This is a genomic window from Loktanella salsilacus (assembly GCF_900114485.1).
Taxonomy (GTDB): Bacteria; Pseudomonadota; Alphaproteobacteria; order Rhodobacterales; family Rhodobacteraceae; genus Loktanella; species Loktanella salsilacus.
The window spans coordinates 17,491-35,255 of sequence record NZ_FOTF01000003.1; the positions used below are offsets into that span (position 1 = coordinate 17,491).

The following is a 17,765-nucleotide window of genomic DNA, read 5'->3' on the forward strand; positions in this document are numbered from 1 at the left end:
TTGCAACCGCATTTAAGACCGCTGCGTACCCGCCTGAACCGCGTCGGTGCCTTGACGTTCGCAGCGCTGTGCACAGCCGCTGCCGCGGCGACGCTTGCGCAGGCTGGTTTGAACACTGGCTTTGACGCGTGGGATGCGGCTGCGGTCTTTTTGATTGCGATCACAACGGGTTGGCTTGCATGGGGCGCAGCGCAGGCTTTTGTCGGCCTGCCGAGCCTTGCGCCATTGCCGCGTGTTGGGCTGAGCATGCAATCCTTTCCGCCGACGGCGATCCTTGTGCCGATCTGCAACGAAAACCCGGTAGAGGTTTGCGCCCGCGTGCAGGCCATGCGCCTGTCGCTGCAAAAGGCAGGCGTGCCTGCGGATTTTGCCATCCTGTCCGACACCTCTGACCCTGATGCGCTGATCGCAGAGCGCAACGCGCTCGCGCCGCTTTTCTCGCTCGAGGATGGCCCGAACCGCGTTTATTACCGCGTACGCACCGACCGCTATGGCCGCAAGGCTGGCAACGTCGAGGATTTCATCCGCAAGGCGGGCGGCAATTATACCTACGTCGTGATGCTGGACGCCGACAGCCTGATGGAAGGCGAAACCATTCGCCACATGATCGCCCGGATGGAAGACAATCCCGGCATCGGTCTGCTGCAGTCGTTGCCCAAAATCGTCGGGGCCGGCTCTGCCTTTGGCCGGGCGATGCAGTTTTCGGCCAGCTTTCATTCGCCGGTTTTCGCGCGCGGCTTGGCGCGGATGCAGGGGCAGGCGGGTCCGTTCTGGGGCCATAATGCCATCGCCCGCGTGCGCGCCGTGTCGCAGTGCTGCGGTCTGCCGGAACTGTCTGGCCCGCCCCCTTTTGGCGGAACGATCCTGAGTCACGACTATGTCGAGGCTGCGCTTTTGGTGCGCGGCGGCTGGCAGGTCGAAATGGACCCCCGCATTGAGGGATCATTCGAGGAAGGCCCCGACAACCTGCTGGCCTTTGCCCGCCGCGACCGCCGCTGGTGCCAGGGCAACCTGCAGCACATCCGCTTGCTGAATGCCCCCGGTCTGCGTGGGTGGAGCCGGTTTGTCTTTGTGCAGGGCATCCTATCTTATTTGGTGTCGCTGGCGTGGGGCGCGTTCTTGATCGTGTCGATGTTGTCAGCTGCAACTGCTGGCGCACCGAACTATTTCCCGGACGCCTACCAGCTGTTTCCCAAGTTTCCCGACGATAAGACATTCCAAGTCATCGCGCTGGCCGTGGGTGTCGGCGGACTGCTTTTGCTGCCCAAACTCGCGATTTTTGCGGAATCCGTCGCCGCGCGGCGCACCTCTGGTTTCGGTGGCACAGCACGGGCCTTCGCCTCTGTCTTGTCGGAAACCTTGCTGACTGCACTGATTGCGCCGCTGATGCTGATGTATCAATCCCGCGCCGTGGCAGAAGTGCTATCAGGCCGCGATGGTGGTTGGCCCGCAACCGCGCGCGGCGAAGGGCGGCTTAGCCTGCTGGACGGCTGGCGCGCCGGTCGCTGGATTACGTTGTTCGGTGTGGCTGTGACGATCTTTGTCCTGCAGGCCGCCCCTGCGTTGATCGTCTGGCTCTTGCCTGTCACCGTGCCGATGATTATTGCACCGCTTCTGATTACGGTCACATCGTGGCCTATTTTAACAAGTGTCTTCCGCGTTCCGCAGGAAATGACGCTGCCCCCCGTCGTCGCGGATTATCGCAGACGGATGGCGCAGGACGCCGGAACAGAAGGAATACCAGATGGCGCGATCACCCGCTCGGCCTAAGGCACAGCTTAGCCCGGCCCGGCAAGGTTTGATCGCACCATCCCGCCCGCGTGATCCTCGGATCGACGCGTTTCGCGGGTTGGCGCTGATGATGATCTTGATCGATCACATGCCTGGCAATCCGTGGGAAGAGATCACTGTCCGCAACATCGGTTTTTCCGACGCGGCAGAGGCGTTCTTTATCATGTCCGGTATCGCGGCTGGCATCGCCTATTCCCCCGGCATCGCCCGCTGGCTGGCTGGCGAGTCGCGTTTGTGGGACGGCATGGCCCCGATGTGGCGCCGGTCTTGGACGCTTTATGTTGTGCAAATCGTGCTCAGCGTGATTGCCATCGGCTTATTCAGTTGGTCCGCTGGGGTGTTCTATCGGTCGGCATTCCGAGAGATGCATAACCTTGCAGCGATCTATGACAACACCGGCGCCGCGCTGATCGGCTTGCCGATACTGGGTTATCAGATCGGCTATGTGAACATTCTGCCGTCCTATATCGTGCTGCTGATCGCAGCGCCGTTTCTGCTGATCGCGGGGGTAAGGGCCCCATGGCTGACCCTCGCAGGGTCTGTCGCGCTGTGGTTTGTTGCTGGCGCGATGCGGTGGAATATCCCGATCTATCCGGGCAATGGTGGCTGGTTTTTGAACCCGCTGACATGGCAGCTGATTTTTACCATCGGCCTGTTGATTGGCATCCGTCACCGCCGCGATGAACGGCTAGTTCCTTATTCTAAAGCGCTGTTTGCGCTGACCTTGGGCTTTTTGATCTTCGCTTTCGCATGGCGGCATGTGCCAGAGCTGGGCGCGATCATGAACCATAAGATGGCGCAGCTTGGCCGTCTGGGCGCGCCCGGCAACATCGTGTCCCATAACAAGACCATGCTGGCATTGCCGCGCCTGCTGCATATTTTGGCGCTGGCCTATGTGCTGTCTTGCCTGCCCTTTGTGACGCGCATCTGCGCCCACCGCTATGCTGCGCCGCTGCGGTTGATGGGCGGGCATGGGCTACTGGTGTTTGGGCTTGGTACGATCCTCGCGCTCGTCGGGCAAATCCTGATGATCGTAGAGCCGCGCGTGACGTGGCTGCCTTGGGTCTTGCCCGTGATCGGTGTGTTAATCTGCTATATCGCTGCCCGCGTCGCCGACAGCGCCCGCAGCGCAAAGCCTGCGGCAAAGGCCAAAGTGCCTGCGCCGCAGTAGGGGCAACTAGATCGCTAGGTGCCGATCACACCCTTTTTCAGGATGATATTGCCGTAAAGCCGTGTCTCTCCGGTTTGGACGATCGCAAAGGCGGATTTGGCTCGTGTGTAAAACGCGAACCGTTCTAGCTGGGCGATCTGCGCCGGATTGTCGGCAGTTTGGGTGATGATGCTTTGAAATTCGGCGACGACAGGCGGGACTGCATCCGGATCACCGACAACTTGCATCACCAGTGCGGGGTACGGCACGAAGCTGTCCAGCGGCAGCAGGCTAAGGATCGCCTGCAGCGCATCGGTTGCGCTAATCCCGTCCAGACGGTGACACCGTTGGCCAAGCGCCGTGCCAGGAAAGTTGGCGTCGGCGATCACAATTTCATCGCCGTGGCCCATGGCCCGCAAGCTATGTAGCAGATCGGGCGACAAAATCGGCGGGATATTATGCAGCATGGGGCGGCTCCTGTGGGACGGGGGCATCTGGGCGGATCAGACCTTGGGATTTCAAATCTGTCCAGAGGGCTGCGGGGATTGGCGTTTCAAAGATCTGAACGTTCTGGCGCACTTCGCTTGGATTGGCGGCGCCGGGGATGACGGTTTTGACAGCTGGATGGCCCAGCGGAAATTGCAAGGCGGCGGCGATCAACGGCACCGCGTGATCTGCACACACAGCGCCCAGCTTGCGCACGCGGTCCATGATGTGATCCGGGGCAGGGGCGTAGTCATAGCGCGCGCCATCGATCGCGCCCGTCGCCAGAATGCCCGAATTATACGGCCCGCCCAGAATAATCCCAACGTCCCGCGCCACACACAGCGGTAAAAAGCTGTCCAGTGGGTCTTGTTCCAGCAGTGTATAACGTCCGGCAAGCAGGAAGCCGTCAAAGTCAGCCTCGCCCAGCAGGCGTTCGCAAATCTGCCAAGTGTTCACGCCAGCGCCAATCGCAGCAATCTGGCCCGCGCTGCGCAATTCGGTCAGGGCGCGATAGCCGCCTTGGCTAAACAGCTCGCGCAGCTTTTCGTCCTCTCCGGCCGCGCCATGAGTGCCGGCGTCGATATCGTGCAAAAACAGCATGTCGATCCGGTCTGTGCCGAGCCGGGCCACGCTGTCATGATAGCTGCGCATGATGCCGTCGTAGGTATAATCAAAGACGATCCGTTTCTGCGGCACATCGACAAAAGCCTCTGGCGTGACGTCTTGGGGTGCGCAGTCGTGCAGCACGCGGCCTACCTTGGTCGATAGGATCAGGGCGTCCCGGTCAAAGCGGGTCAAGGCATCGGCAAAGCGCAGTTCCGACCGGCCCAAGCCATACTGCGGGGCGGTGTCGAAATAGCGGATGCCCGCGTCCCAAGCCGCATCCAGCGTCGCCTGCGCATCCGCCTCTGTTATGCGGCGATAAAGGTTGCCTAGCGGGGCACCGCCAAAGCCAAGCTGCGTCAACGGCAAAGGGCGCTGCGTGCGATTGTTCAGGAGGGTCGTATCAGACAGTCGCATCATGTCACCTTGCTAGCTGGGGCGGAAATAATCGGGGAATTGCTTCTCAAGTGGCTCAATCCGGCTAATCAGCTGACCCAGATGAAAGGCCATCGCGGTCTTGGCGGCCTCTGTGTCTTGATCTGCAATCGCGTCTAGAACGGCGCGGTGCTCTGCCACGGCCTGCGCCGGACGGCCCAGTTCGGGCAGCACAAGGACGCGTGCGCGTTGCAGTTGTAGCGACATCTGCCCTGCGACCGCGGCAACCTTTGGAAAGCCCGTAAAGCTAAGGATCAGGTCGTGGAATTGCAGGTCTGCCTCAAAAAATCCTTGAAAGTCGGCGTCTTCAACAAGCAAACCTTGCAGGCGCAGATTGCGTGACAGTTGGACCAGTTGGGCATCGGTGCGGCTCTCGGCCACGGCCCTGACCGCGGCAACCTCCACCGCGTCGCGCAGAAAACTTTCCTCTTTCAGCGCGGCCATCGAAAAGCGGGACACGCGGGTGGCGGATTGGGGGATGATGTCAACCAAACCGTCCACGGACAGCCGGGCCAGCGCCTCGGCCACGGGGGACCGGGACACGCCTAACTGTTCGCACAGCGCGCCTTTGCGCAGGACCGCGCCGGGCGGCAGCGTCAGGTCAAGGATGCGATTTCGCAGCACAGTATAAACCCGCTGCCCCAAGGGGCCGTCCATGCCGTTGATATCAATTTCTTCGCTGACAAAGGTCATTGTCGTATTTTCCATAACTGACATGTTAGTTGACAGGTGCGCCAAGTCAATCTAGCCGTTGCTGTATTAACCCGCTTAATAGCCCGTCACAGGATTGCGCAACATGACGAAGCCACCCCGCATGCTAAAACTTCACCCAGACGACAACGTTGCGATCGCCTTGGGCGACATTGACACGGGCGATGTGGGTTTTGCGGGCGGGCCGACGTTGCTGCAGGCAATCAAGCAGGGGCACAAATGCGCGCTTGCCCCGATTGCCGCAGGCCAGAACGTGATCCGCTATGGTCAGACCATCGGGCAGGCGACCGCAGACATCGCGACGGGCGAACATGTGCATACGCAAAATTTGGGCATGGGCGCGCACACGCAGGACTACGCCCACGCCAGCGAGGCAAAGGCGCTTGCGCCCGCCGCCGAGGTGCGCACCTTTGACGGCTATCACCGCGCGGATGGGCGGGTCGGCACGCGCAATTACCTTGGCATTCTGACCTCGGTGAACTGCTCTGGCTCGGTTGCTAAATTCATCGCAGAGGCGGCAGAGAAGTCGGGCCTTTTGGATGAATTCCCAAATATCGACGGCATCGTTCCGATCACCCACGGCACAGGCTGCGGCATGTCGGGCGATAACGAAGGTTACACCACGCTGTTCCGCACCTTGTCGGGCTACGCGCAGCATCCCAACTTTGGCGGCATCCTGCTGATCGGCCTCGGGTGCGAGGTGATGCAGATCGCCGACCTTGTTGGCGGACGGCCCATCCGGGCCGATGGCGCACTACGCTATATGACGATCCAGCAAGAAGGCGGCACCCGCAAGACCATCGAAAAAGGGTTGAGCGAACTGCGCGGCATCGCCGAACTGGCCAATACCGCCACCCGGCAGCCCGCACCGATTTCGCACCTGATCGCGGGGATGCAATGCGGCGGATCGGACGGCTATTCCGGCATCACCGCCAATCCCGCGTTGGGCATCGCGTCTGATCTGCTGGTCCAGCACGGCGGCACCACGATCCTGTCCGAGACGTCAGAGATTTACGGCGCCGAACACCTGCTGACACGCCGCGCGGTATCGGTCGAGGTTGGCCTAAAGCTGATCGACCGTGTGCGTTGGTGGGAAGATTACACCGCCCGCAACAAGGGCGAAATGGACAACAACCCCAGCCCCGGCAACAAGCGCGGCGGGTTGACCACGATCCTTGAAAAGTCCCTTGGCGCTGTAGCCAAAAGCGGCAGTGCGCCGCTGACGGATGTGTTTTTATTCGCAGAAAAGATCGAAACGCCCGGCTTTGTCTTTATGGACAGCCCCGGGTTCGACCCCTGCTCTGTCACCGGGCAGATCGCGTCGGGGGCGAACCTGATTGCATTCACCACCGGGCGCGGATCGGTGTCGGGCTATATGCCCACGCCGGGGATCAAGATCGCGACCAATTCCGAAATGTATCACCGGATGTCGGACGACATGGACGTGAACTGCGGCGATATCGTCAGCGAGGGTGTCAGCCTGACCGATAAGGGTCGCGATATTTTCGAATTGTTCATCCGCGTGGCATCGGGCGAGCCCACAAAAAGCGAAGAGCTTGGCTTTGGCGGCGTCGAATTCGTCCCCTGGCAGATTGGCGCAGTGATGTAGCGCCGCGCCAAAACGGGACGGGACCAAGAGCTTGGGAGGGCTTTGTAGGTGAGTTATCTAGTCGAAATGCGGGGGATCGAAAAGCGTTTCCCCGGCGTTCATGCGCTCAAATCGGTGCAGTTCAATCTACGCCCCGGCGAAGTGCACGCCTTGATGGGCGAGAACGGCGCTGGCAAGTCGACCTTGATGAAGATCATGTCCGGCATCTATGCCCGCGACGGTGGAGAGATGTTTGTCGATGGCACCCCCGTCGCCCCTGACAGTCCCCGCGCGGCGCAAGATCTTGGCATTGGCATCATCCACCAAGAGCTGAGCCTGATGAACGATCTGACGGCCGCACAAAACGTGCTGATCGGGCGCGAGCCGCGGCGCAGTTTCGGGCGGCTAGACGAGCCTGAACTGAACCGACGCGCGGCTGAAATCTTTGCCTCGCTTCGCCTTGCGATGGACCCGCGCACAAAGGTCAGCACCCAGACCATTGCCCGCCAGCAGCTGATCGAAATCGCAAAGGCGCTGTCCTATAATCCGCGCGTCCTGATCATGGACGAACCCACCGCCGCCCTGAACGATGCCGAAATCGCAGAGCTGTTTGCTGTGATCGCAAAGCTCAAGGCTGACGGCGTCGGGATCGTTTACATCAGTCACCGCATGGACGAAATTAAGCGCATCGCCGACCGCGTCACGATCCTGCGCGACGGGGCCTATATCGACACGCTGGACGCAGCCGACACGCCGCTGTCCAAGATTATTCAGCTGATGGTCGGCCGCGAAGTCACGCAAAGCCGCGCCACCGTGCCGGACCTGTCGCAAGCCCCTGTCGCGCTAGAAGTGCGCGGCCTGTCGCGCGGCAAAGACGTGCGCGACGTCAGCTTTTCCGTGCGCAAAGGAGAAATCCTTGGCTTTGCCGGGTTGATGGGGGCAGGGCGGACAGAGGTCGCGCGCATCATCTTTGGCGCCGACCCACGCGACGCAGGCGAAATCCGGGTGGGCGGTTATGCCGTCGATATCCTCACGCCCCACGCCGCTGTGCAGGCCGGGATCGGGTACCTATCAGAGGATCGCAAACACTTTGGTCTGGCCGTCGATATGACCGTCCGCGCCAACATCGCCATGGCGAATATGGCGCAATTCACGAGCCGTACCGGTGTGCTGGACGAAGGCGCGATGAAGCGCATTGCCGTTGATTACATCAGCCGCCTTGGCATCCGCACCCCGTCCGATATGCAGGCCGTGCGTCTGCTGTCGGGGGGCAATCAGCAAAAGGTTGTCATCGCCAAATGGCTGCTGCGCGATTGCGATGTGCTAATTTTCGACGAACCCACGCGCGGCATCGACGTCGGGGCGAAGTCCGAGATTTACGCCCTGCTCGAAGACCTTGCGGCCCAAGGGCGCGCGATCATCGTGATCTCGTCCGAACTGCCAGAGGTCATGCGATTGTCCCACCGCATCGCGGTGATGTGCGAGGGGCGCTTGACCGGCATCCTGCCCGGCGGCGCGCAAACCACCCAAGAACAGATCATGGAACTGGCAACACGGCGCGACAGCGCATTGACCGTTGCGGAGGACGCATAATGACCACGACGACTGCAAACACCCCACAAACCATGCTGTCTCGCATCATCGCGGCGGGCACGCATCAGCGGGTGCTGGCCTTTGCGTCCCTCGTCGTGCTGCTGATCGGTTTCTCGATCGCTTCGCCGAACTTTATGCAGACCAGCAATATGATCGCGATTCTGCAGGCGACGTCGGTGAACGGTGTGCTGGCGGTGGCGGTGACGCTGGTTATCATCACTGGCGGCATCGATTTGTCCGTCGGCACGATGATGACATTCTGCGCCGTGATCACGGGGGTCGTGCTGACCTATGCGGGCATGCCGCTGCTGCTGGGCGTTTTTGCCGCCATCGCAACGGGCGCGCTTTGCGGCTCTATGTCAGGCACTTTCGTCGCTAAGATGAAGATCCCGCCCTTTATTGCGACGCTTGGCATGATGTTGATCCTCAAGGGGCTGTCCCTTGTGATTTCGGGCACCCGGCCGATCTATTTCAACGACACGCCGGGGTTTAGCCTGATCTCTCGCGGGTCAATCATCGGCGATATCTTTCCCGCCATGCCGATCCCGAATGGCGTGCTAATCCTGTTCATCGTGGCGGGCGTCACCGCCTATATTCTGAACCGCACCGTGCTGGGGCGCTATTGCTTTGCACTGGGGTCGAACGAAGAATCCGTGCGTCTGTCGGGCGTGAACACCGACCGCTGGAAAATCGCAATCTATGCGCTGGCGGGGGGCATCGTCGGCATCGCTGGCTTGCTGATCGCCTCGCGCCTAAATTCGGCCCAGCCCGCATTGGGATTGGGGTACGAGCTTGAGGCGATTGCCGCCGTCGTCATCGGCGGCACGTCCCTATCTGGCGGGCGCGGCTCGATCCTCGGCTCTTTGATTGGCGCGCTGATCATGGCGGTGCTGACCAACGGCTTGCGCGTGCTGTCGGTCGCGCAGGAATGGCAGACCGTCGTCACCGGCGCGATCATCATCCTCGCTGTCTATGCGGACATGATGCGCCGCAAAGGGGCCAGCTGACACAGCTTAGACCAAGACCCCGGCCTGCGAGGAGGCAGGCCGGGTCCATCAACCCAGGAGGAAACCACATGTTATCACGTCGTCTTTTGATTGGCGCATTTAGCGCCACACTCGCCCTCGGCTCTGCGCCTGCTGCCATGGCGCAGGATATTTATATCCCGCTGATTTCAAAAGGGTTTCAGCACCAGTTCTGGCAGGCTGTGAAATCCGGTGCCGATCAAGCCGCCGCAGAATTCGGCGTGCGGATCACGTTTGAAGGCCCGGACAATGAAACCATGGTCGATCGCCAGATCGACATGCTGGCCGCGGCGCTCGCCAATAACCCTTCTGCTATCGGCTTTGCCGCTCTCGACAGCCAAGCTGCCATTCCGCTGCTGCAACAGGCTGCCGATGCAGGCATCCCGGTCATCGCGTTTGATAGCGGTGTTGAAAGCGACATTCCCGCAACGACCGCCACCACAGACAACGTCGCTGCCGCCGCGCTGGCCGCTGACAAGATGGCTGAACTGATCGGCGGCGCTGGCAAAGTCGCCGTGGTCGCACACGACCAAACCAGCCGCACTGGTATTGATCGCCGCGATGGTTTCCTGAACCAGATCGAAGCGAACTATCCCGATATCGAAGTCGTCAGCGTCCAGTATGGTGCGGGCGATCAGCTGCAATCGACCGAGGTTGCCAAGGCGATCCTGACCGCCAATCCTGATCTGGTGGGCATGTTCGGCACCAACGAAGGCTCTGCCATCGGTATCGTCAACGCGATCCGAGAGATGGCCACCGAAGGTGTGACGATCATCGGCTACGATTCCGGAAAGGCCCAGACCGACGCAATCCGCGAGGGGTTGATGGCTGGCGCGATCACCCAGAACCCTGTCGGCATCGGCTATGAAACCGTCAAGGCCGCCGTCGCCGCCATGAACGGCGAGGAACTGCCTGCCATCATCGACACGGGCTTTTACTACTACGACCAGTCCAACATCGACGACGCTGAAATTCAGGCCGTTCTGTACGATTGATCCTTCCAATGTGCGGTCCGGCGAATGCTTGGGCCGTACAGCCATACGCAATTTCTGACACCCGAGGATACTATGAAACTTCTGCGCTACGGTCCCAAAGGCCAAGAAAAACCCGGCTGCCTTGATGCGCAAGGGCAGGTGCGTGACCTGTCGGACCATGTGGACGATATCGCTGGCGCTGGGCTGTTGCCTGACGCGATTGCCCGGCTGCAAACGCTGGATATCAACGCGCTGCCCATCGTGCGCGGCACCCCGCAGGACGATCTGCGCCTTGGCCCCTGCGTCGGGCAGACGGGTAAATTCGTTTGCATCGGCCTGAACTATGCCGACCACGCCGCCGAAAGCGGCCTTGATGTACCGCCAGAACCGGTGATCTTTAACAAATGGACCTCTGCCATTGTTGGCCCTGATGATGACGTCCTGATCCCGCGCGGATCGCAAAAGACCGATTGGGAGGTCGAGCTGGGCATCGTGATCGGCAAAGGCGGCAGCTATATCGAAGAGGCTGATGGGCTGGACCATGTCGCAGGTTTCTGCGTCATCAACGACGTGTCTGAACGTGAATACCAGATCGAACGTGCTGGCACTTGGGACAAAGGCAAGGGGTGCGACACCTTCGGGCCGACGGGCCCTTGGCTGGTGACGCCGGACGAGGTGGGCGATTTCAACGCGCTGGGCATGTGGCTAGAGGTTGACGGCAAACGCTATCAGAACGGATCGACCGCCACGATGGTCTACAAAGTGCCGCATCTGATTGCCTACTGCTCGCAATTCATGAGCCTTCAGCCGGGCGATATCATATCGACCGGGACGCCGCCGGGTGTGGGCATGGGACTGAAGCCGCCGACCTATCTGAAAGGCGGCGAGGTTATCCGCCTTGGTATCGACGGCCTTGGTGTGCAGACGCAAAACGTGCGCCGCGCAAGCTAGGCGAACAGGCAATTTGCGCCCGCTGGGGTGCACGAAGAAGGGCGGGGGTCATTAAGGCCGCCGCCCTTTTGCGTTTCCGCCCCTCTGCATCCTGCATCAGTACAGAGTCGCTTTTTCAAAAGCGTTCCGATTAATCTGTGCGCGACTCGCCCGATAAATGGGCGATAGGTCGCGCAATTGCACACCGATTAGGCGAATTTGGCGGGTGCCCTCGGTCAGAGGGGAATTCTCTGGAATGTGATCGGACCCAAGGGACAGGGTTTGACCGTGCCGTAATGGCATCATCGCCGCGCGGCCCATCGGACTGACCCGTCCCAAACGCCGCTTGGTGAAGTAACAAAATTGCTGCGGTCCAGCAGATGCCGCGCGCAGGCCTAGGTCCGCGCGGCGCACCGGAACCCGGCAGACAACAGGGGATGACCATGACCACACCAATGAAAACCGCAGCCCTCACACTCGCCGCCCTCGCGGCGTCGACCACGCTTGCGTCCGCACAGGATTGCGCAGAGCCGATCAAGGTCGGCGTTTTGCACTCGCTCTCCGGCTCCATGGCGATTTCGGAAACCACGTTGAAAGACGTCATGCTGATGCTGGTCGAAGACCAGAACGCCAAAGGCGGCGTGCTGGGGTGCCAACTGGAGGCTGTCGTCGTCGACCCTGCATCCGATTGGCCGCTGTTCGCTGAAAAAGCGCGAGAGTTGCTGACCGTGGACAACGTCGATGTGATTTTTGGCAACTGGACATCCGTGTCGCGCAAATCCGTCCTGCCGGTGATCGAAGAGCTGAACGGCCTGCTGTTCTATCCCGTCCAGTACGAAGGCGAAGAATCCTCTAAGAACGTCTTCTACACTGGCGCTGCTCCGAACCAGCAGGCGATCCCTGCCGTTGATTACTTCCTCGAAGAGCTTGGCGTCGAAAAGTTCGCGCTGCTTGGCACCGACTACGTCTATCCGCGCACGACGAACAACATCCTGCAGGCTTATCTGATGGACAAGGGCATCGCCGAGGAAGACATCTTCGTCAACTACACCCCCTTCGGCCAGTCCGACTGGGCGACCATCGTCGGTGACGTCGTGGCGCTGGGCGAAGACGGCAAGCAGGTCGGCGTGATCAGCACGATCAACGGCGACGCAAACATCGGCTTTTACAAAGAACTCGCCGCTGCTGACGTTAGCGCTGACGACATTCCCGTCGTTGCCTTCTCGGTGGGTGAAGAAGAGCTGTCCGGTCTGGATACGTCGAACCTTGTCGGCCACCTTGCCGCATGGAACTACTTCATGTCCTCTGAAACGCCTGAAAACGCTGACTTTATCGCAAAGTGGCACGCTTATATCGGTGACGATGCCCGTGTGACGAACGATCCGATGGAAGCGCATTACATCGGCTTCAACATGTGGGTCCAAGCGGTCGAAGCGGCTGGCACCACCGACGTTGACGCCGTGTCGGGCGCAATGATCGGCCAGACCTTCCCGAACCTGACCGGCACCATTGCGGAAATGCTGCCGAACCACCACCTGACCAAGCCGGTCCTGATCGGCGAGATCCGCGCCGACGGTCAGTTCGACATCATCAGCCAGACAGAGCCGGTTGCCGGCGATGCATGGACCGACTTCCTGCCTGAAAGCGCTGTGCTGACCAGCGACTGGAAGGACCTGAAGTGCGGCATGTACAACACCGAAACGCAGACCTGCGTGCAGCTGACCTCTAACTACTAATCGCAACTTCTGGGCGCGGGGATCCTCCTCGCGCCCGGTCTACACTTTGACTGAAAGTCCATCATGTTGCGCATTCTGGCCGCTCTGATCCTCTCGCTCGGCTTTGCATCCTTAGGGCAGGCGCAAGATCTGCAACCCGTCTTGCAATCCCATGCCAGCGAGATTGCAAAGCCCTCTCGCAGCAGCGTGTCGACCGCCCTTGATGCACTGGTCGCATCTGGTCTGCCGCAGGTCACGCCGTTCCTAGAGGCATGGACCGACAAGGGCATTTGGCAGCGCGACGCGGATGGTGTGTTCTTTTACGGCAGCGCCAAGGGCAGTGATCTGACCCTACGCGACGTCGACACGGACGCCGAAACTGTTGTCACCACAAACGGTTACACTGAACTGCGCCCCAACGGCGGTGTGCGCCGCGTGATCGGCACGGCGCTGGTGCAATTTCAGCTATCTGACCCGGACATCACCCGCCGCCTGTCGGCCATCGACTCCATCGCGCGCCGCCCTGACGCCGACCAGCTGGAGCCGCTTTTGGCGTCCATCGACGGCGAAGCTGACCGCGCTCTGAAGGCGCGTAAAATCCAGCTCGCGAACTTCCTCTCTGCCAGCTTTGCCCCCACTGTGGCGGACCGCATCACCGCCATCGACAGCCTGTCGCGCGACACCTCGATCGAGGCGCGGGCCGTCCTGAACCAGATCCTTTCCACCAAATCCGCCGTGGCAACGACCCTGCCAGAGGCCAATATCGCCCGCACATTAACCCCGGGCGATGACCTGACCGTGGCAGAGGCCTACGACCGTTTGATTGCTGCTGACCTTGCGCCGCCCGTGATCCCGCCTGCTGCCATCCGCGATGCGCTGGCCGCTAATATCATCGACGGCCGCGTCGGCGGCCTGCCCACCGCGCAGCTTGGGACCGACGCTGCCCGCGCGCAGGCCTATGCCGCATTGGCTGCCGCTGGCACCGTGGCGCCACTGGTCACCGCGCAAGACCAAACCGCCGCCGCCGCGCAACATGTCTTCTACGAGGTCTATGACCAAGACGACGCCGCCATAACGGATGCCGCCCGCGCCGCGCTGACGTCGGTCGAAACCCGCGTCGCCGCCGCGCGCTTTGCCGACCTCGCGCTCGATGCGCTCTCGCTTGCGTCCATCTACTTTCTTGCGGCCATCGGCCTTGCGATCACCTTTGGCGTGATGGGCGTCATCAACATGGCCCATGGCGAATTCATCATGATGGGGGCCTATACTGGCTATGTCGTGCAGCAGTTCGTGCCCGATTATACGCTGTCGATCATCATTGCCCTGCCGCTAGCCTTTGCCGTGACCTTTGCTGCTGGCGTGACGATGGAACGCCTTGTGATCCGCCACCTTTACCATCGCCCGCTGGAAACGCTGCTGGCGACCTTCGGCATCTCTATCGCGCTGCAACAGTTGGCCAAGAATATCTTCGGCACGCAGGCCCGCCCTCTGACCTCTCCGGGGTGGCTCGACGGCGCTTGGGTGCTGTCTGACGTGATCCAGATCAGCTATATCCGCATCGCGATCTTCGTTTTAGCACTGCTGTTCCTTGGTCTGATCATCCTGATCCTGAACCGCACACGGCTGGGACTAGAGGTCCGCGCCGTCACCCAGAATCCCGGCATGGCGGCCTCCATGGGGATCGACCCCGACCGCATCAATATGATGACCTTCGGTCTTGGTTCTGGCATCGCGGGCATCGCCGGGGTCGCCATCGGCCTCTACGCCAAGGTCACCTCTGAAATGGGTGCCGACTATATCGTGCAAAGCTTCATGACCGTTGTCGTCGGCGGCGTCGGGAACGTTTGGGGCACCCTCGCTGGTGCCTCTCTGATCGGGTTTTTGCAAAAGGGGATCGAGTTCCTGAACCCCTCCAACACCTTGGCCGCGCAAACCTACATGGTCCTGTTTATCATCCTCTTCATCCAATTCCGCCCCAAGGGCATCGTCGCCCAAAAGGGCCGCGCGGCGGCCGACTGATGCGCTGCTTTTCCCTTCTTCTGGTCAAAAATACCTCGGGGGTGCGGGGGCTGGCCCCCGCCTTCGCGGCACGCACCGCGCGGCGCAACTTCCGGATCCAAAGGCACACAACATGACCCAAGGCTTCCTCGTCACCAACCGCTCTGTCCGCTGGTTCCTGATGGCACTCGCCCTGTTCACTGCGGTCGTGGCTTTCGGCTCAGAGGCATCGGGCGCAGGCCTTGTCTCGACCTCGCTCGTCAAAACGCTCGGCAAGACCCTGTGCCTATGCCTGATCGCCGTCGCGATGGATGTTGTCTGGGGCTATTGCGGCATTCTAAGCCTCGGCCACTTCGCCTTCTTCGGCATCGGCGGCTACGCGGTCGGCATGTGGCTGATGTACGCCCGCACCGAGGGCATCGTGATGTCCAGCCTGCAGGCGCAAACAATCCCGCCCACCCCGGCAGAGGTGTCGGACGCCATCGGCAGCCAAATCTTTGGCGTCGTAGGCAGTTCCGACTTTCCGATGATCTGGGCCTTCGCCCACAGCCTGCCGCTGCAGTTGCTGATGGTCGTCCTCGTGCCGGGTTTTCTGGCGTTGATTTTTGGCTGGCTGGCCTTTCGCAGCCGGGTCACGGGCGTGTACCTGTCGATCCTGACCCAAGCGATGACCCTCGCGCTCTCGCTCTACCTGTTCCAGAACGACTCCGGCTTGCGCGGCAACAACGGCTTGTCCGGCCTGCAAAACATCCCCGGATTCGAGCAGACCTCACAAGCCACGATCAGCCTCGTGTTCTTCCTCGCCTCCGCGCTCGCCCTTGGCCTTGGATATGTCCTGTTCGCTTGGGTCGTGGCAGGCAAAATGGGCAGCGTCGTCAAAGGTATCCGCGATAACGAAGCGCGCGTGCGTTTTCTGGGCTACCGTGTCGAAGGCTACAAACTTTTTGTCTTCACGCTGACTGCCGTCGTCTCGGGCATCGCCGGGGCGCTGTATTACCCGCAGGCGGGCATCATCAACCCGGCGGAAATCGCGCCGATTGCCTCGATCTACTTGGCCGTCTGGGTCGCCATCGGCGGGCGCGGGCGGCTTTACGGCGCGGTCATCGGGGCGGCGTTGGTGTCGCTCTTGTCCAGCTGGTTCACAGGCGGCGGCGCACCGGATGTGAACCTTGGTTTCTACCGCATCCAGTGGACCGACTGGTGGTTGGTGCTGCTTGGCCTGTCCTTTGTTTGCGTCACGCTGTTCTTTCCCAAGGGCATCGGCGGGCTGTTCGATTACATCGTCAGGAAACCATCATGAGCAGCCTTCTTGAAGTCTCTGGCGTCAGCAAAACCTTCGACGGTTTCCGCGCGATCAACGACCTGTCGATCCAGATCAACGAGCCGGAGTTGCGCGCCATCATTGGCCCAAATGGTGCGGGCAAGACCACCTTTATGGACATCGTGACCGGAAAAACGAAACCCGACGTCGGCCGCGTCGTCTGGGGAGAGCGGAACGAGTCCCTGCTTGGCCTGTCAGAGGCCGAAATTGCGAATAAAGGCATTGGCCGCAAGTTCCAGAAACCCACCGTGTTCGAGGATCAAACCGTCCGCCAAAACCTTGCCATGGCGCTGAAAAATCCGCGCGGGCCATTTGCGGTGCTATTCCACCGCAAGACCGAGGAAGGGGCGGCAAGGATCGAAGAGATCGCGGCAGAGATTGGTCTCTCGGACCAGCTGACCCGCACCGCAGGAGAGTTAAGCCACGGACAAAAGCAGTGGTTGGAAATCGGGATGCTGCTCGCGCAAGACCCGCGCCTGCTGCTGGTGGATGAACCTGCCGCTGGCATGACGGCGGAAGAGCGGGAAAAGACCACCGATATCCTGCGCCGTGCGGCCCAGACCCGCGCCGTGGTCGTGGTTGAACACGATATGGAGTTCGTCCGCCGCCTTGATTGCAAAGTCACCGTCCTGCACGAGGGGCATGTGCTGGCCGAAGGCTCGCTGGACCACGTCACTGCCGACCCCATGGTGATCGACGTTTATCTGGGGCGGTCTGATGCTTGAAGTCACTGATCTTTCGCTGAAATACGGGCAAAGCCAGATATTGTATGACGTGTCCATGACTGCCCCCGTCGGGCAGGTCACGACCGTTATGGGCACGAACGGCGTTGGCAAAACCAGCCTGCTACGCGCATTGTCGGGGCGGCACGGCTACAGCGCTGGCACCATCACGCTGAACGGCGACGTGCTAAACCACCCCACCGCCGCGCAGGCCGCAAAGGCGGGAATCGCTTATGTGCCGCAAGGGCGCGAAGTCTTTCCGATGATGAGCGTGGCCGAGAATTTGGAAACCGGCTTTGCCTGCCTGCCCAAGGGCGAACGGCATGTGCCCGATTGGATTTTCGATCTGTTCCCCGTGCTGGCGGAAATGCAGCATCGCCGCGGCGGCGATCTGTCCGGCGGGCAGCAGCAGCAACTGGCGATTGCCCGCGCCTTGATTACCAAACCCCGCGTTTTGCTGCTGGATGAACCCACAGAAGGTATCCAGCCCAATGTGATCCAGCAAATCGGCCGCGCCATCGCCCAGCTGCGGGAGCGTGGTGATATGGCGATCATCCTTGTAGAACAGAACGTCGATTTCGCGTGGCGTGCAGCGGATAGCTTTGTGATGATGAAACGCGGCGCGGTCTGGCGCAGCATGGCCAAGTCGGACTGCACCCGCGAAGACGTCGTCGCGGCATTGGCGCTATAACTGCGTCCCCGCGTCGTGCCTTAACCTCACGC

The 17,765-nt window shown here is 60.9% G+C and carries 15 protein-coding genes; 12 read left to right on the plus strand and 3 right to left on the minus strand.

Annotation, left to right across the window (positions count from 1 at the left end):
* Entirely contained in the window at positions 1–1,770 is a 1,770-nt protein-coding gene (gene mdoH, locus BM131_RS02940) for a glucans biosynthesis glucosyltransferase MdoH (protein WP_090185416.1), read from the plus strand.
* The gene (locus BM131_RS02945; RefSeq protein WP_090185418.1) at positions 1,745–2,962 is read left to right on the plus strand and encodes an OpgC family protein; all 1,218 of its coding nucleotides are present in this window, start codon (positions 1,745–1,747) and stop codon (positions 2,960–2,962) included. The genes mdoH and BM131_RS02945 overlap by 26 nt, the downstream gene beginning before the upstream one ends.
* Before the next feature lie 14 nt (positions 2,963–2,976).
* Here BM131_RS02945 and BM131_RS02950 read toward each other — a convergent pair whose 3' ends face one another.
* Genes BM131_RS02950 through BM131_RS02960 form a run of 3 tightly spaced genes read right to left on the minus strand, consistent with a single transcriptional unit; the run spans position 2,977 to position 5,173 of the window.
* Positions 2,977–3,408, minus strand: a complete 432-nt coding sequence (locus BM131_RS02950) for an RbsD/FucU family protein (RefSeq protein WP_090185421.1) — start codon at positions 3,406–3,408, stop codon at positions 2,977–2,979.
* Complete coding sequence (locus BM131_RS02955) at positions 3,398–4,447, minus strand: aldo/keto reductase (protein ID WP_090185423.1); 1,050 nt, start codon at positions 4,445–4,447, stop codon at positions 3,398–3,400. The genes BM131_RS02950 and BM131_RS02955 overlap by 11 nt, the downstream gene beginning before the upstream one ends.
* Positions 4,448–4,459: 12 nt before the next feature.
* Positions 4,460–5,173: a GntR family transcriptional regulator gene (locus tag BM131_RS02960; protein ID WP_245754119.1), complete on the minus strand. Its 714-nt coding sequence runs from the start codon at positions 5,171–5,173 to the stop codon at positions 4,460–4,462.
* Positions 5,174–5,261: 88 nt separating this feature from the next.
* On the opposite strand from BM131_RS02960, the gene BM131_RS02965 reads away from it, so the two are divergent.
* The 10 genes from BM131_RS02965 to urtE all read left to right on the plus strand — a co-directional run bounded on the left by BM131_RS02965 (position 5,262) and on the right by urtE (position 17,733).
* Complete coding sequence (locus BM131_RS02965) at positions 5,262–6,785, plus strand: UxaA family hydrolase (protein ID WP_090185425.1); 1,524 nt, start codon at positions 5,262–5,264, stop codon at positions 6,783–6,785.
* Between the two features lie 48 nt (positions 6,786–6,833).
* Positions 6,834–8,357 (plus strand): sugar ABC transporter ATP-binding protein, encoded by a 1,524-nt coding sequence (locus BM131_RS02970; protein ID WP_245754120.1) that lies wholly within the window; start codon positions 6,834–6,836, stop codon positions 8,355–8,357.
* Positions 8,357–9,364 (plus strand): ABC transporter permease, encoded by a 1,008-nt coding sequence (locus BM131_RS02975; protein WP_090185430.1) that lies wholly within the window; start codon positions 8,357–8,359, stop codon positions 9,362–9,364. The genes BM131_RS02970 and BM131_RS02975 overlap by 1 nt, the downstream gene beginning before the upstream one ends.
* Positions 9,365–9,432: 68 nt before the next feature.
* The gene (locus tag BM131_RS02980) at positions 9,433–10,377 is read left to right on the plus strand and encodes an ABC transporter substrate-binding protein (RefSeq protein WP_090185432.1); all 945 of its coding nucleotides are present in this window, start codon (positions 9,433–9,435) and stop codon (positions 10,375–10,377) included.
* A 72-nt stretch (positions 10,378–10,449) separates the two neighbouring features.
* On the plus strand, positions 10,450–11,307 hold the full coding sequence (locus tag BM131_RS02985; RefSeq protein WP_090185435.1) for a fumarylacetoacetate hydrolase family protein: 858 nt from the start codon (positions 10,450–10,452) through the stop codon (positions 11,305–11,307).
* Between the two features lie 422 nt (positions 11,308–11,729).
* Positions 11,730–13,022 carry an urea ABC transporter substrate-binding protein gene (gene urtA, locus BM131_RS02990; RefSeq protein ID WP_175499141.1) on the plus strand — a complete coding sequence of 431 codons (1,293 nt, stop codon included), beginning with the start codon at positions 11,730–11,732 and terminating at the stop codon, positions 13,020–13,022.
* A gap of 63 nt (positions 13,023–13,085) precedes the next feature.
* On the plus strand, positions 13,086–15,020 hold the full coding sequence (gene urtB / locus BM131_RS02995; RefSeq protein WP_090185438.1) for an urea ABC transporter permease subunit UrtB: 1,935 nt from the start codon (positions 13,086–13,088) through the stop codon (positions 15,018–15,020).
* Between the two features lie 112 nt (positions 15,021–15,132).
* Complete coding sequence (urtC, locus tag BM131_RS03000; RefSeq protein WP_090185441.1) at positions 15,133–16,299, plus strand: urea ABC transporter permease subunit UrtC; 1,167 nt, start codon at positions 15,133–15,135, stop codon at positions 16,297–16,299.
* Entirely contained in the window at positions 16,296–17,045 is a 750-nt protein-coding gene (gene urtD, locus BM131_RS03005; RefSeq protein WP_090185444.1) for an urea ABC transporter ATP-binding protein UrtD, read from the plus strand. The genes urtC and urtD overlap by 4 nt, the downstream gene beginning before the upstream one ends.
* Entirely contained in the window at positions 17,038–17,733 is a 696-nt protein-coding gene (gene urtE, locus BM131_RS03010) for an urea ABC transporter ATP-binding subunit UrtE (RefSeq protein WP_090185445.1), read from the plus strand. Before urtD ends, urtE begins: the two co-directional genes overlap by 8 nt.
* Positions 17,734–17,765: the final 32 nt, after the last annotated feature.

What these genes read in the sequence shown, in the direction of transcription:
- BM131_RS02945 (WP_090185418.1), top strand. Translation starts at nt 1,745, where the DNA reads ATGGCGCGATCACCCGCTCGGCCTAAGGCACAGCTTAGCCCGGCCCGG.
- BM131_RS02950 (WP_090185421.1), bottom strand. Translation starts at nt 3,408, where the DNA reads ATGCTGCATAATATCCCGCCGATTTTGTCGCCCGATCTGCTACATAGC.
- BM131_RS02955 (WP_090185423.1), bottom strand. Translation starts at nt 4,447, where the DNA reads ATGCGACTGTCTGATACGACCCTCCTGAACAATCGCACGCAGCGCCCT.
- BM131_RS02960 (WP_245754119.1), bottom strand. Translation starts at nt 5,173, where the DNA reads ATGGAAAATACGACAATGACCTTTGTCAGCGAAGAAATTGATATCAAC.
- BM131_RS02965 (WP_090185425.1), top strand. Translation starts at nt 5,262, where the DNA reads ATGACGAAGCCACCCCGCATGCTAAAACTTCACCCAGACGACAACGTT.
- BM131_RS02975 (WP_090185430.1), top strand. Translation starts at nt 8,357, where the DNA reads ATGACCACGACGACTGCAAACACCCCACAAACCATGCTGTCTCGCATC.
- BM131_RS02980 (WP_090185432.1), top strand. Translation starts at nt 9,433, where the DNA reads ATGTTATCACGTCGTCTTTTGATTGGCGCATTTAGCGCCACACTCGCC.
- BM131_RS02985 (WP_090185435.1), top strand. Translation starts at nt 10,450, where the DNA reads ATGAAACTTCTGCGCTACGGTCCCAAAGGCCAAGAAAAACCCGGCTGC.
- urtA (WP_175499141.1), top strand. Translation starts at nt 11,730, where the DNA reads ATGACCACACCAATGAAAACCGCAGCCCTCACACTCGCCGCCCTCGCG.
- urtB (WP_090185438.1), top strand. Translation starts at nt 13,086, where the DNA reads ATGTTGCGCATTCTGGCCGCTCTGATCCTCTCGCTCGGCTTTGCATCC.
- urtC (WP_090185441.1), top strand. Translation starts at nt 15,133, where the DNA reads ATGACCCAAGGCTTCCTCGTCACCAACCGCTCTGTCCGCTGGTTCCTG.
- urtD (WP_090185444.1), top strand. Translation starts at nt 16,296, where the DNA reads ATGAGCAGCCTTCTTGAAGTCTCTGGCGTCAGCAAAACCTTCGACGGT.
- urtE (WP_090185445.1), top strand. Translation starts at nt 17,038, where the DNA reads ATGCTTGAAGTCACTGATCTTTCGCTGAAATACGGGCAAAGCCAGATA.